12 protein-coding genes are annotated in these 13,003 nt (G+C 51.2%); 7 read left to right on the plus strand and 5 right to left on the minus strand.

Annotated features, from left to right (window positions below; all coding sequences use genetic code 11):
* Window positions 1-4: 4 nt before the first annotated feature.
* From ffh to AC27N8_RS22710, 3 genes are all read right to left on the minus strand, one after another.
* A complete protein-coding gene (gene ffh, locus AC27N8_RS22700) occupies window positions 5-1,462 on the minus strand; it encodes a signal recognition particle protein (RefSeq protein ID WP_487074735.1) in 1,458 nt (485 codons plus the stop codon).
* A 286-nt stretch (window positions 1,463-1,748) separates the two neighbouring features.
* The gene (locus AC27N8_RS22705) at window positions 1,749-2,048 is read right to left on the minus strand and encodes a hypothetical protein (protein ID WP_487069675.1); all 300 of its coding nucleotides are present in this window, start codon (window positions 2,046-2,048) and stop codon (window positions 1,749-1,751) included.
* 806 nt (window positions 2,049-2,854) lie between these two features.
* Complete coding sequence (locus AC27N8_RS22710; RefSeq protein WP_487069676.1) at window positions 2,855-3,337, minus strand: GtrA family protein; 483 nt, start codon at window positions 3,335-3,337, stop codon at window positions 2,855-2,857.
* A gap of 218 nt (window positions 3,338-3,555) precedes the next feature.
* Here AC27N8_RS22710 and clpB point away from each other — a divergent pair, with 218 nt between their 5' ends.
* Window positions 3,556-6,183 carry an ATP-dependent chaperone ClpB gene (clpB, locus tag AC27N8_RS22715; RefSeq protein ID WP_487069677.1) on the plus strand — a complete coding sequence of 876 codons (2,628 nt, stop codon included), beginning with the start codon at window positions 3,556-3,558 and terminating at the stop codon, window positions 6,181-6,183.
* A gap of 153 nt (window positions 6,184-6,336) precedes the next feature.
* Window positions 6,337-6,732, plus strand: coding sequence for an RNA recognition motif domain-containing protein (locus AC27N8_RS22720; protein ID WP_487069678.1), 396 nt, complete (start codon window positions 6,337-6,339; stop codon window positions 6,730-6,732).
* A gap of 141 nt (window positions 6,733-6,873) precedes the next feature.
* On the opposite strand, the gene AC27N8_RS22725 is transcribed toward AC27N8_RS22720, so the two are convergent.
* Both AC27N8_RS22725 and AC27N8_RS22730 read right to left on the minus strand, forming a co-directional pair.
* Window positions 6,874-7,206, minus strand: coding sequence for a hypothetical protein (locus AC27N8_RS22725; RefSeq protein ID WP_487069679.1), 333 nt, complete (start codon window positions 7,204-7,206; stop codon window positions 6,874-6,876).
* Window positions 7,207-7,444: 238 nt separating this feature from the next.
* Window positions 7,445-9,175, minus strand: a complete 1,731-nt coding sequence (locus AC27N8_RS22730; RefSeq protein WP_487069680.1) for a hypothetical protein — start codon at window positions 9,173-9,175, stop codon at window positions 7,445-7,447.
* A gap of 343 nt (window positions 9,176-9,518) precedes the next feature.
* Between AC27N8_RS22730 and AC27N8_RS22735 the strand changes: the two genes are divergently transcribed.
* From AC27N8_RS22735 to nuoE, 5 genes are all read left to right on the plus strand, one after another.
* The gene (locus tag AC27N8_RS22735) at window positions 9,519-9,872 is read left to right on the plus strand and encodes an NADH-quinone oxidoreductase subunit A (protein WP_487069681.1); all 354 of its coding nucleotides are present in this window, start codon (window positions 9,519-9,521) and stop codon (window positions 9,870-9,872) included.
* A 50-nt stretch (window positions 9,873-9,922) separates the two neighbouring features.
* A complete protein-coding gene (locus AC27N8_RS22740; protein ID WP_487074737.1) occupies window positions 9,923-10,468 on the plus strand; it encodes an NADH-quinone oxidoreductase subunit B in 546 nt (181 codons plus the stop codon).
* A gap of 117 nt (window positions 10,469-10,585) precedes the next feature.
* Entirely contained in the window at window positions 10,586-11,269 is a 684-nt protein-coding gene (locus AC27N8_RS22745) for an NADH-quinone oxidoreductase subunit C (RefSeq protein WP_487069682.1), read from the plus strand.
* Window positions 11,270-11,350: 81 nt separating this feature from the next.
* Window positions 11,351-12,511, plus strand: a complete 1,161-nt coding sequence (nuoD, locus tag AC27N8_RS22750; RefSeq protein WP_487074739.1) for an NADH dehydrogenase (quinone) subunit D — start codon at window positions 11,351-11,353, stop codon at window positions 12,509-12,511.
* Window positions 12,508-12,999, plus strand: a complete 492-nt coding sequence (nuoE, locus tag AC27N8_RS22755; RefSeq protein ID WP_487069683.1) for an NADH-quinone oxidoreductase subunit NuoE — start codon at window positions 12,508-12,510, stop codon at window positions 12,997-12,999. Before nuoD ends, nuoE begins: the two co-directional genes overlap by 4 nt.
* Window positions 13,000-13,003 lie beyond the last annotated feature (4 nt).

Raw genomic sequence — 13,003 nt, forward strand, 5'->3', positions numbered from 1 at the left:
GAGCTTACCTTTTTCCGCCGCGTGATTTCTGCTTGCGCTTATCTTTACGAGCGGCCTTTCCAGTTTTCTTGCCGCCGATGGCTTTTGGTGCACTTGGCATCCCTGGGATACCAGTGCCTCCGCCATATTGACGAGCCATCTGCGCGAAGGGACCTTTGCCAGAGCTCATCTGACGGATCATCGTGCGCATCTCGCCAAATTGGTCCAGCAGCTGATTGACTTCCTGTACGGTCGTGCCACTACCGCGAGCGATACGCTTGCGCCGGCTGCCGTTCATGATATCTGGATTGCGTCGCTCTTCCTTGGTCATCGAGAGGATCATTGCCTCAACGTATTTGAGCTGATCGCCTTCCAGTGCCTCTTCCATCTCTGGAGTCGCGGCCAGCTTGTTGAAGCCTGGCAACATCTCCATCACATTGCGCAACGGACCCATACGCTTCAGCTGACGCATCGCGTTCAAGAAATCCTCGAGATCAAACTTGCCTTGCTGAAGTTTCTGCTGTGCTTTGAGTGCCTCTTCTTCATCGATGCTCTCTTGAGCTCGCTCGATCAAGGAGAGTACATCTCCCATTCCTAGTATACGCGAGGCCAGGCGATCTGGATAGAAAGGCTCTAATGCATCTGTCTTTTCGCCCGTACCCATGAATTTGACTGGCACCCCGGTCACTGTGCGGATCGAGAGCGCTGCGCCACCACGAGCATCGCCATCCATTTTTGTCAGGATCATACCCGTAAGCGAGACCGCCTTATTAAAGTCGGTTGCCACATGGACTGCTTCCTGACCGGTCATAGCGTCGGCGACCAGTAATACTTCGCGTGGATGGGTACGCTCACGAATATTGATAACCTCATTCATCATGAGCTCGTCGATATTCAAGCGACCAGCAGTGTCGAGGATCACGACCGTATTGGCCTGCTCGCGAGCAAAGTCCAGCGATCGTACGCAGATCTCGACCGGATTCGCTCCCGTCGGCTCCGAGTAGACTGGAATGGAGAGCTGGCGTCCCAGTGCCTTTAACTGGTTGACGGCGGCTGGACGATACATGTCAGCGGCGACCAGCAGGGGACGCTGTCCTTGCTTGCGCAGATAATTTGCCAGTTTCGCCGCCGATGTTGTTTTACCTGAGCCTTGCAGGCCGACCAGCATGATCACTTGTGGAGGGGTTCCACCCAGATCTAATTTATTATTGCCGTTTGCGCCACCGAGGACCTCTACCAGCTCTTCATTGACAATCGAGAGCACCTGCTGTGCTGGGGAGAGGCTGCCCAGGACATCAGCTCCAATGGCTTTCTCTTTTATCCGATCGGCGAACTGTCGCGCTACCTTTAGATTGACATCAGCTTCAATCAAGGCTAAGCGGACTTCACGTAACGCTGTATTTACATCATCCTCAGTCAGCTTGCCTTGCCCACCGAGATTATTGAATATTCCCTCAAGACGTTTTGATAAGTTCTCAAACATTGCCATAACAGTGCTTCTAATCCTCTCTCCGCCAGGCGAAAAACATGCCAATTTGGCGACTATTATACCACGTTCCGTGCCAGAAATAACGCCGCTTCGAGGTGTAGTATACCATCCTTATCCACATTAGGATAGTATGATAATAGCTTTGCGCATTTTACCCAACAAAGCGGGTGGACATCTCTAAAAGATGCCCACCCGCCTGGAGTTTTAGTCGCTTTGTTTGCTTCGCCCGTTACCTCAGCTTATACTCCTGATTGATCTGTTCAGTGCCTCAACTGGGATATTAGAAGCCAAAGCCACCGGCCCAACCTGTGCCGTTTGATACTGAGATACCCAGTCCAGCACCATAGGCGGAACCACTCTGCGAAGCGTTAAAGGCTCCGCCAGCACCTGCATGGCTACCATAACCACCACCGGTTGAGCTTACTCCACCCCAGCTACCGGTGCTGTAAGGATTAGCGTAAGAACCATTGCTGGATGAGACGGTTCCAAAGCCACCGCCATATCCACCTACAATTGTTTCCAGATCGCTGGCTGTGAGTTCGATAGCGTCTTCTGAGATGTTTGAGATTTGCATGTTCATATTAGTGTTTCCTTTCTAATGTGAGAGAAATCGTGCCTATAAAAATTTTCACGATTGTTATCGTGCACATGTAAGGTGGATACAAACAGAAACAGCAATATAAAAATCCTTTTACAGTGCCTCACCTGACCGTGTTATATTTTCATAACATATATCACATTTCCCCTTACGCTATGTGCATAATTACATTATACTGAAGCGTCAAAACGAGTAGATAGGCTATTTGACAATAAATTAGTGCGGGACATTCCCTGCATGCTTGAAGAGGTTTTTGGCGTTGCTGTCATCGGGATGGTTCTGTGAAATACTCCATGCATAAATGACTCTGTTGGGGAATTTTGTCTGGACAAGAGGACCTCTCTGGGATCATGTTCAACCTTCCAGGGAGCTTGGTCATGTGGCGAAGGAACTGGCGCCGAGAACGTGGCCCCTACCTGTCAAGGAGCCATAAATAACGCATGCTCCGCTGGAGCACCACCATCCATGAAAATTTATTTTCAGGAGAATGGCTTCTACCGTATCAGTGGACAGGTATAAAAGCTACCTTTTATCTTTGAAACGTCTCAAGAAGATTACGTCTCTTCGTCAGAAGAGGCCATTTATGGCCTGTACCCAGGTAGGGGCCACCGTTTACGACGCCCGTTCCCTCCCCATACGGCTCTACCGATTTCGCCAACAGAGTCATGAATGCAGGGTTTTTACGCCTCTCTTTGATAAGTTATAGATGACGTTTGTGGAGGGCTGTGAGGTGAGCTTGACTGGCTCTACCCTTCAGATAGAGCCAGTCAAATATTTGTGGTAATACACTAGGCCTCATTGGTTACAACGGGTACTTCATCTGAGAGCATGAGTTGCTCATGAGGGGGCATATTTGGTTCTGCGACCGGACGAAAAACGAATCTGTTGGTGACGAAAAATTGAAAGAGAAAGCCACAGGCAATTCCCAGGCTGTTCGCAATATATGGATCACTGAAGTGCAAGCCATATTTGATTCCTAACGTGAGCAGTTGGGATGAGAGGCTTGTGACCTGTGCTTTTGCTGCTCGCTTGATCCATTCGGAGCGGCTTGAGAGTTTTTGATCGTGATAGGTAAATGTTTGATTTAACACAAAGTTAATTGTTGTACTGACCTCAAATGCGAACACCACCGAGAGCCATCCCGCCAGTCCCTGGTCGCCAAAAATATGGATAAAGATAGCTAGCGCGATCAGATTGATAGGGATGCCAGCGCCTCCCACTATTCCATAGCGTATAATGCGCACTGAAAAAAACTTTTTAATATATTTCATGCTTCACCTCGGCTCGTTTTATATAATCATTGATTATTCATTATTTCTTTCTTTGGAGAATATGTCAACTCGCCGTGACTTTTTGTTAAGGCTTATGGTCAGCGTATCACAAAGATTGATACATTGGCACTAAAACTTGTTGATAATCATCGCCTCTATGTGGTATAGTGATCGAAAGAGCTAGAAATGCTTAGATAGAGAGTTTGGGAGGCGATGCTATGGATATCGAACGTTTTACTGATAAGGCCCGTGAAGCTATTCATGAGGCTTCAAAAAATGCGCAGGCCTACAACAATAGTCTGGTTGAGCCTGAACATGTGCTGGATGCTTTACTTTCTCAGGATGGTGGGGTGGTTCAGCAGATTATCCTCAAGGCGGGCGGCAACATTGTGCTGGCCAAAAGTGCGATTGAAAATGAAATTGCGCGCCTGCCGCGTGTCCATGTGAGCGCTGAGCCGGGAGTCTCGCCGCGTCTGGCCAAGCTTTTGGAGCAGGCCTGGCAGGAGATGAATAACTTTAAGGATGAGTATTTGAGCGTGGAGCATCTGCTGCTGGCGCTCTTGCAGACCGATGGAGCGGCTCAACGGACCCTGAAGGCTGCTGGTATCGATCGAGAACTTGCCCTGAAGGCCCTGACCGCTATTCGAGGGACGCAGCGCGTGACCGATGCGCATCCCGAAGGCAAGTATCAGGCGCTTGAGAAGTATGGACGCAATCTGACCGAGTTTGCCCGCCGGGGTACATTAGATCCAGTCATTGGACGTGATGAAGAGATCCGTCGTGTGATCCAGGTACTCAGTCGTCGCACCAAGAATAATCCTGTTCTGATCGGTGAGCCGGGCGTCGGCAAGACCGCTATCGTTGAGGGACTTGCTCAGCGTATTGTGCGCGGCGATGTTCCCAAATCCCTGGCGAACAAGCAAGTCATCACGCTCGACCTGGGTGCTCTGGTCGCGGGTGCCAAATTCCGTGGCGAATTTGAGGAGCGCCTCAAGGCTGTCCTCAAGGAGGTCACGGGCTCATCGGGAGGGATTGTTCTTTTCATCGACGAGTTGCATACCCTGGTGGGAGCAGGGGCTGGTGAGGGGGCGATGGATGCCTCCAATATGCTCAAGCCGATGCTGGCGCGTGGCGAATTGCATTGTATTGGAGCCACCACGCTCAACGAATATCGCAAATACATCGAGAAAGACGCGGCCCTGGAACGGCGTTTTCAGCCCGTGATTGTTGAACAACCGACCGTTGAAGATACCATCAGCATCTTGCGCGGCTTGAAATCTCGTTACGAAGTCCATCATGGTGTGCGCATCCAGGATAGTGCTCTGGTGGCGGCGGCTGTACTCTCCAATCGCTACATCACGGACCGCTTCCTGCCGGATAAGGCTATCGATCTGATCGATGAGGCCGCCAGCCTGCGTCGCGTCGAACTGGATAGCACTCCGAGCGAGATGGATGCCCTTGATCGTCGTATCCGTCAGTTGCAGGTGGAGCAGGAGGCGTTGAAGAAAGAAACGGATGTGGCGAGCAAAGAGCGTCGTGCGCGTGTTGAGCGCGAACTGGCTAATCTCAACGAGCAACTTCGTTCTATGCGTCTGACTCTGGAGAGCGAACGTGAGCCGGTTGAGGAGATGCGTAGTCTGAAGCAGCAGCTTGATGAGGCGCAGGTCCAGTACGAGCAGGCCGATCGCGAATATAATTATGGCGAGATGGCGCGTCTTCAGCACAGCGTGATTAAGGATTTAACGCAGCGCATCCAGGATCAAGAGATCAAACTTTCCAATCTTCAGAGTGGTCGGATGCTCAAGGAGGAGGTGGATGCTGAGGAGATCGCTGAGATCGTCTCCAAGTGGACGCACATTCCCGTCTCCAGGATGCTTGAGGCCGAAGTGCAGAAGTTGCTCCAGATGGAGGATCGCCTGCGCGAGCGCGTCGTTGGCCAGGATGCTGCTCTGGCGACCGTCGCGGATGCCATGCGTCGTTCGAGGGCAGGTCTACAAGATCCCAATCGGCCGCTTGCCAGCTTCCTCTTTTTAGGACCCACAGGCGTCGGCAAAACCGAGCTAGCTCGAGCTCTGGCGGAATTTCTCTTTGACAATGAGCAGGCAATGGTACGTATCGATATGTCAGAGTACATGGAGAAGCATAGCGTCTCGCGCCTGATCGGAGCGCCTCCCGGCTACATCGGCTACGACGAAGGTGGACAGCTGACTGAGGCGGTTCGCAGACATCCCTATAGCGTGATACTGCTTGATGAGATTGAAAAAGCCGCCCCCGAAGTATTCAATCTGCTGCTGCAACTGCTCGACGATGGCCGTCTAACCGATGGGCAGGGACGTACAGTCGATTTCCGCAACACCGTTATTATCATGACGAGTAATCTCGGCGATCTCTGGCTGCCCGAATATGCTGGCAGAGATGAGGATGAGGTTCAACGTGTGATCCGTGAGCGTTTACGCTCCGAGGGATTACGTCCAGAATTCATCAATCGCATCGACGAGATCATCATCTTCCACGCGATCGCTCGCGAACAGGTTAAAAATATCGTCGAGATTCAGTTAAATCGGATTCGTCCACGCCTTGAAGAGCGTCATATGCGCCTGACCTTGAGTGAAGCGGCGAAAGATTATCTGGCGGCAGAAGGCTACGATCCACAATTTGGAGCCCGACCATTGAAACGTGTCATTCAACATGAAGTAGAGAATCGCATTGCACGCGCTATCCTGGATGGGTCCATCCACGAAGGATCGGTCATCAATATTGATAGTAAAGATGGAAAATTGGTTTTGCAGGCTACTGCATCCGACGAACAAGATTATCCCGCTGCGTCTGCTCTGCAAGGGGCCTGAGAGGAATAGAGGAGGCTGGATTTTTATATCAATGCGGGATACAAATTTATACACCTATCTACATAATGGTGTATATTGATATAATAGAGAGCGACGGCACATATCCCGGCCTCAATTTTTGTGAAAGTGCTAGTTCACGGACCGCGATAGACTATGGCGTCGATTGGAGAACAGATAGTGAAACTCTACGTAGGAAAGCTGCCCTATCGGACATCTGACCAGGAACTTGGTGATCTTTTTGGTCAATTTGGTGAAGTGATCTCAGCCACAATCATCATTGACCGTGAGACCGGACGCAGTAAAGGGTTTGGCTTTGTGGAGATGAGTAACGATGAAGAGGCTCAAAATGCCATGAGCCAGCTCAACAACTCAACTCTTGATGGCCGCACAATTATCGTCAACGAAGCCCAGGAGAAGCGCGATAATCGTGGTGGTGGTGGCGGCTTTCAACGACGTGATTCACGTGGCGGCGGCGGATATGGCGGCAACAGCGGCGGTGGATATGGTGGCAATGGTGGTGGTGGCGGATATCGTGACCGTCGCTATTAATTAGGAATGTCATTCATTTTTGTCTTGGGAGGCAAGTCGAGCGAAGCAAGGACACCTTAGATACCGTCTACACGGTCTTCGCTTCGCTCGACGTAACCTTTATATGTAATTACGCCGGCTTTTATTGTACGAAACGGCCCCTTACGTCCTCTCTGGAGTATTGCCACCATGAAATCGTCCGAAGTGGCGTGCTGAGAAGAGCCCCATCAGAAGAACGCCCAATCCCAATGCAATAACGTCGCCCAGGGAACGTATATTAAAGTTTCCAACCTGACCGAGTAGAAGATAACCAATCACCAGATTGATAAATCCCCACACTATATTGATGGTCGAAGAAGAAAGTCCCTCACCGGGCGGTTTCGCAAATGGACTTTGAAAAGGGCGTCCCATCATGCCACTCACAAAATGCGGAATTGCATTGGCAAGAAATGCCCCGCCAAGAAAGTAGGATACATAGTAAAGCAAATCTATCATCAGCCATCCTTTTTGCTGTTATTGACCATTTCCCTTAGCGGGAGACCCTCAAATATCGTGACATATATCCATCTGTTGTGTATTTTCTCTATTCAATAGAATATTTCAATATATATATATTGTCAATATGTTGATATTGTCATCAATGTTTCTTCTGCTATGTGAGTCTTATCAATGGGGACATGCATGTCGAGCGAAGCGAGGACATCGTAGCGTCACACGCGAGCGTGTGACGCTACTAGCTGCGATCAAAGAATTCGTCGCGGCTGGAGGGATCGGGCATCTGCTCAAGCTGCATGGCAGATAGATACGGGTCTGAGGCTGCAAGCAGTTGATTGGCCTGATAGGCGAGTGCACGATAGTTGATATGCCCACCCGGGCGGACGCGTTGTGTGGTCAAATACAAAGCTTGCTTGGGATCTCCATGCATCCAGATATCGACCTGATGAGCCAGTGGCAAAAGATTGAGCATAAATGAGTAGTCGAATGTCTCTCCAAGCAGGGCGGATGCATGTTCAAAGAACGCCTGTAGCTGTTGATAATAGTCCAGCAGATCATGTTCGAAGGCTTCCTTATAGGCCGCGAATTCTGGGACTTCCGTGAGATACAATGGCAGACCAAAGCCTCGGGCGAGTATCTGCTTGATGGCATCCTGACCAACCTGACTGCCGAAGACGAGGGGAAGTGGGACAAAGCGTCCCCAGGCACGGTGTCGATTAAAGTCGCGCAACTCGCCCAGATTGCTCTCGATTGCCAGAGTCATCGTTGTTGTACGACTAAAGGCTGGCAGCTCGCTATAATTTGTATGCTGTGCGAATAAGATACTACTGATAGCTTTCTTGACCTCATCGCTCTGTTGATGGACCCAATCCAGGAGCGGCACACGAGCCATGCCTGGCCAGAGTAATAAGATATATTCGGCCACCAGACGCTCGCTGGGACTATATTTGGCGTCGAGCAGGTGTACCTGCTGTGTGACGCGTGCCGGAGCTCCTCGCTTGATTTCCACGGACCGCAGTAGATCAGACTGCTCCACCAGATAGTCTCGCAGGGCGTGCAGATTTGTATTGACGGTGGTGAGTGCTTTTGTATGGCTTATCAGACTGGGAGCCTCTGCCAGATAGCCAAGCATCTTCTCTTCTTCGGGTGTGGGAGCCAGCAACTTCTCAATCTGTGCCGCAACCCTGTGATAATAGCCGATGGGCGCTCCCTTCAGCTCTGAGATGATGCGGGACCAATCGCGGGCCGACGTCTCAAAGGACATCCCGCTCCACTGCCCAAAGAGCAAAAAGTAGCGAACGCAATCGAGCACGCGAGAAGTCAGAGCACTTTTCTGCGCTGTCTGAGTTGTATCCGCCTGGTAATACATCGTAAAAGCTCGCAGTAAACTTTCTCGATGCTGCGTAAATAGTCTCAACGACAGCGTCCCCAGAGCCTGATACTCGGTCTCCAGGGTCTCCAGCGTATTGTCATCGATTGTTGTCGGCAGATAGTTCTTGAGCTGATGCAGGATCGCTTTTCCAAAGCGTGGTTGATAGCGTGTGGATTTCTCCTGCCCCGAATTGAGCGATCCCTCATTGAAAAGGGCCAGACACAGATGCATCGGCACCTTCCCCATATCGACCGCCAGGCGAGCCATATCGCCGACCGAAGCGTGACCGTAGCCGCGAAACATCTCCTCAATCTTCTGATCCGGATCAACGCCCTTCTGACCCATCTCGCTCAGAATCTCCCACGGCATCCCCGCCGCCCGCGACTGACGTGCACCCGCCCACGCCTTATGTGCCGCCGTGCGCAGCTCAGGGTTTGCCACCGTCGTCGTCACCACCGTCCCCGTCTCAAGATCCTCCAGACAGATCAAGCGTAGCCCGGTCACATCGGCCGCGTAAGTAAACCAGCGATACGATCCCGAAACGAATTCCTTCTCTATCTTCAATGCCGATTGTGCATTTAAATCAGTCTGTACCATCGAACCGTCACCTCCCAATGCTCAAAAGAGATCACCATCCATCTCTTCATAAAATATTGTGTTATTGTGTTTCCCCTGGGTGAAGGGGTGAAATCTTCCACCTTATATAGCATTATCACACGTATGTGCAACTACTTACTACTATTCACGCATCTGTTATCACTCATGAAATGATGACAGATCACAAGGTCTTTGCTCTCTTGTCGGCCCCCGTGGGAGGCTGTTTTTATTTGACTTTGTCACCTCCTCTATGCTACGATACGAGATGAGGTAGTGTACATTGGACACCTCTTATCGTGTTCAGATACGTGTATTTTTTATTTGCAATGAAGGGGTTGCGACTATGGGAACAGCACTCCCCGTTTTTTTGTATGTGGCGATTGCTCTCGTTTTCGGCGTGCTTGTGATGGGAGTCACAGCGATTCTCGGGCCTAAAAAGCCTTCGCCGGAGAAGCTAGCGCCTTATGAATGTGGTATTCAAGAGATCACTGCGCCGAAGCGACGCTTCCCTGTCAAGTATCTGTTGACAGGCATGCTATTCATCGCCTTCGACATTGAGATCGTTTCGTTTTATCCTCTCGCCATCCTGATGCGCCAGCTGAAATTATTCGGATTAATCGAGCTTCTGGTCTTCCTGGCAGTTCTGATGGTGGGATACGTTTATGTTTGGCGGAAGGGGGCGTTTACATGGGAATAAAAAATCCATGGGAGCCTGTCCAGACCTATTCAAACACGCAGACTCCTCGTATGCGTCGCGATCTGCCTGTCCACGAGAAGGACGGCGGTTTCGGTGTTTTGACGACACAGGTCAGCAAGGTGCTTGAGTGGGGACGCAGCTCATCTCTCTGGCCTGTTACCTTTGGACTGGCCTGCTGTGCCATCGAGATGATGTCCGCACAGGGTAGCCGCTTTGATATGTCTCGGTTCGGTGCTGAGGTCTTTCGCGCTTCGCCGCGTCAGGCTGATCTGATGATTGTGGCTGGACGCTGCTCTACCAAGATGGCTCCCGTGCTGCGGCAGATCTATGATCAGATGCCGGAGCCCAAGTGGGTGATCTCGATGGGAGCCTGTGCTTCTTGCGGCGGTGTTTTTAATAACTACGCTATCGTACAGGGAGTCGATAAGATCGTTCCAGTCGATGTGTTTGTACCTGGCTGCCCTCCTACTCCTGATATGCTGCTCTTTGGCTTCAATGAGTTACAGCGCAAGATTCGCGATGGGATACCCAATCCACCCGATCCACTTAAGGATAGCGGCTTGAAGCTTTTCGGTCCTGTGCAAGACGAAGCATAGGTTTTTTTCTTTTCTCTCTAACCTACAACTTTGATGTTCGCTTATCCTGGACTCATTACGACTATGTTGTCGGCATACTGGTGTTTTATCACACATTGAAGGAATGCTTAATTAGTTATGGTCATCACAGCAACATCGACGGTCGAGGCGGTGCAACGAACGTTCCCGCAGGCTATCGTAGAAACCATAGAGGTCCGTCAAGAGCAGACGCTGATCCTGAAGCCAGAGCATCTGGTTGAGGTCTGCGCCTATCTCAAGAAGGAGCTCGATTATGCGTTTCTGGAAACAATTACCGCGATCGATTGGCCTGAGCGCGTTCCTCGTTTCGACGTCGTTTATCATCTTCTCTCCTTAACGCATCGATGTTTTATACGCCTCAAGATTCGGGTTGGACAGCGTCGTGAAGAGCATCCAGCGGTGCCATCGCTGACTGGACTCTGGCCGGCTGCCAACTGGTACGAGCGTGAGGTTTTTGATCTCTTCGGGTTGACGTTTACTGATCATCCCGACCTGCGTCGTATCATGATGCCTCCCGAATGGACAACTCATCCCTTGCGTAAAGATTATCCCCTCTCTGGTTTTGACCTGCCTGAACCCCATTGGGGTGGCCAGGTCCCTTATGATATCGATCCGGGAGTGGGCGCTTATTATCAGCAGACGCTGCGCACACCTGAAGGACGTGGCTTGAACGAGGGCCGTGTGCATATTAGCACCGCTCAGGAGCCCGGCACCTTTGCTCCTGAAGAGGACGCGCCCGACTCTGCTTCACGATCCCCACAGGATGGAACGCGTAAAGGATAACTTATGCAGCAGCAAGAGATTGAACATACGTATACCCTTGATGGTGGTCAGCCGCTCGGTGGTGGTCAACACTCCGACACGATGACAATCAATATGGGACCTCAGCATCCGAGCACTCATGGCGTGCTACGCTTGCTGCTCACTATTGAGGGTGAAATAGTCATCAAAGCCGTGCCAGACATCGGCTTCTTACATACTGGCATCGAAAAGACCGCAGAATCCAAGAGCTATCATCAGGCTCTGGTTCTGACCGATCGCATGGATTATGTTGCGCCATTGAGCAACAATCTTGCCTATTCGTTATCGGTTGAAAACCTGCTTGGCATCGAGGACGAGATCAGCGAGAAGGTCAAGTATGCTCGCGTGATCCTGGTGGAGTTGCAGCGTATTGCCAGTCATCTGGTCTGGCTTGGAACGCACGCGCTCGACCTGGGAGCGATGAGCACATTTCTCTACTGTTTCCGTGAGCGCGAACTGATCCTGGATGTCTTTGAGTACGTCTCCGGCGTGCGCATGATGACAAGCTATATCTGTCCCGGAGGACTCCAGGCCGATCTCCCTCCGAAATTTGACGAGAAAGTACGCCTGTTTACCGCCGAATTCCCGGCACGCTTGCAAGAGTATCATGACCTGCTGACCAACAATCAGCTCTGGCTTGAGCGCACCAAAAACATCAGCGTCTTGAGCAAAGAGGATGCGATTGCTTACGGAACAAGTGGTCCTGTGCTACGCGGTAGTGGCGTGCTCTGGGATGTTCGTAAAGCTTTCCCGTATTCGGGCTATGAGCAGTTCGATTTTGATATCCCTGTCGGCTCGAATGGCGATGTCTATGATCGCTATCTCGTGCGTATGTTGGAGATGGAGCAGAGCCTGAAGATCGTTGAGCAAGCACTGGCAGGCTTGCCCACAGGTCCATATCGTGTCAGCAATCCCAAGATTACACCGCCGCCCAAATGGCAGATCACCGGTAGCATGGAAGCCTTGATCCATCACTTCAAACTCTTCACCGAAGGCTATCGACCGCCCAAAGGTGAATCCTTTGTCCGCACGGAATCGCCCAAAGGTGAACTGGGAGTCTATCTGGTCAGTGATGGCAGTGCGCATCCATATCGTATGCACGTCCGCGCCCCATCGTTTGCCAACTTGCAGGCGCTTCCATCCATGATCGAGGGTGGCTATCTGGCCGATGTTGTAGCCGGAATTGGTAGTATTGATATCATTTTAGGGGAGGTGGACCGATGATTTCTGAACAGGCAAAGCAGCGTATGCGGGATCTGGCTTCACGCTATCCCGCAGCGCGCTCTGCGGTGATGCCTTCTCTCCACATTGCACAGCAGGAAGAGGGCTACATCACCAGCGAGGGCTTGCAGGCTGTGGCTGAGGCGATTAATTTGACGGTCGATGATGTTCAGAGTATCGCGACCTTCTATACTATGTATTATCAGCGACCGCAGGGCAAGAAAATTATCCATGTGTGCACAAGTATTTCGTGTTACCTGCGCAACTGCGATGAGCTCGTTGAGCATCTGGAGCAGCGCCTCGGCGTTAAGCGCGGCGAGACGACCGCAGATGGCATGTATTCGTTGAAGACGGCTGAATGCATTGCAGCCTGCAGCTCGGCTCCAGCCTTACAGGTCAACGGAGAGTTCTTCGAAAATATGACCCTGGAAAAGGCCGATGCCCTGATCGATGAGCTTGATCGCGAACTTGGGATTAAGGATCGCGTGTGATCGC

Source organism: Dictyobacter sp. Z7_2 (assembly GCF_057551105.1).

What these genes read in the sequence shown, in the direction of transcription:
- clpB (WP_487069677.1), top strand. Translation starts at nt 3,556, where the DNA reads ATGGATATCGAACGTTTTACTGATAAGGCCCGTGAAGCTATTCATGAG.
- nuoE (WP_487069683.1), top strand. Translation starts at nt 12,508, where the DNA reads ATGATTTCTGAACAGGCAAAGCAGCGTATGCGGGATCTGGCTTCACGC.
- AC27N8_RS22725 (WP_487069679.1), bottom strand. Translation starts at nt 7,206, where the DNA reads ATGATAGATTTGCTTTACTATGTATCCTACTTTCTTGGCGGGGCATTT.
- AC27N8_RS22735 (WP_487069681.1), top strand. Translation starts at nt 9,519, where the DNA reads ATGGGAACAGCACTCCCCGTTTTTTTGTATGTGGCGATTGCTCTCGTT.
- AC27N8_RS22705 (WP_487069675.1), bottom strand. Translation starts at nt 2,048, where the DNA reads ATGAACATGCAAATCTCAAACATCTCAGAAGACGCTATCGAACTCACA.
- AC27N8_RS22740 (WP_487074737.1), top strand. Translation starts at nt 9,923, where the DNA reads ATGCGTCGCGATCTGCCTGTCCACGAGAAGGACGGCGGTTTCGGTGTT.
- AC27N8_RS22710 (WP_487069676.1), bottom strand. Translation starts at nt 3,337, where the DNA reads ATGAAATATATTAAAAAGTTTTTTTCAGTGCGCATTATACGCTATGGA.
- AC27N8_RS22720 (WP_487069678.1), top strand. Translation starts at nt 6,337, where the DNA reads ATGGCGTCGATTGGAGAACAGATAGTGAAACTCTACGTAGGAAAGCTG.
- nuoD (WP_487074739.1), top strand. Translation starts at nt 11,351, where the DNA reads ATGACAATCAATATGGGACCTCAGCATCCGAGCACTCATGGCGTGCTA.
- AC27N8_RS22745 (WP_487069682.1), top strand. Translation starts at nt 10,586, where the DNA reads ATGGTCATCACAGCAACATCGACGGTCGAGGCGGTGCAACGAACGTTC.
- ffh (WP_487074735.1), bottom strand. Translation starts at nt 1,462, where the DNA reads ATGTTTGAGAACTTATCAAAACGTCTTGAGGGAATATTCAATAATCTC.
- AC27N8_RS22730 (WP_487069680.1), bottom strand. Translation starts at nt 9,175, where the DNA reads ATGGTACAGACTGATTTAAATGCACAATCGGCATTGAAGATAGAGAAG.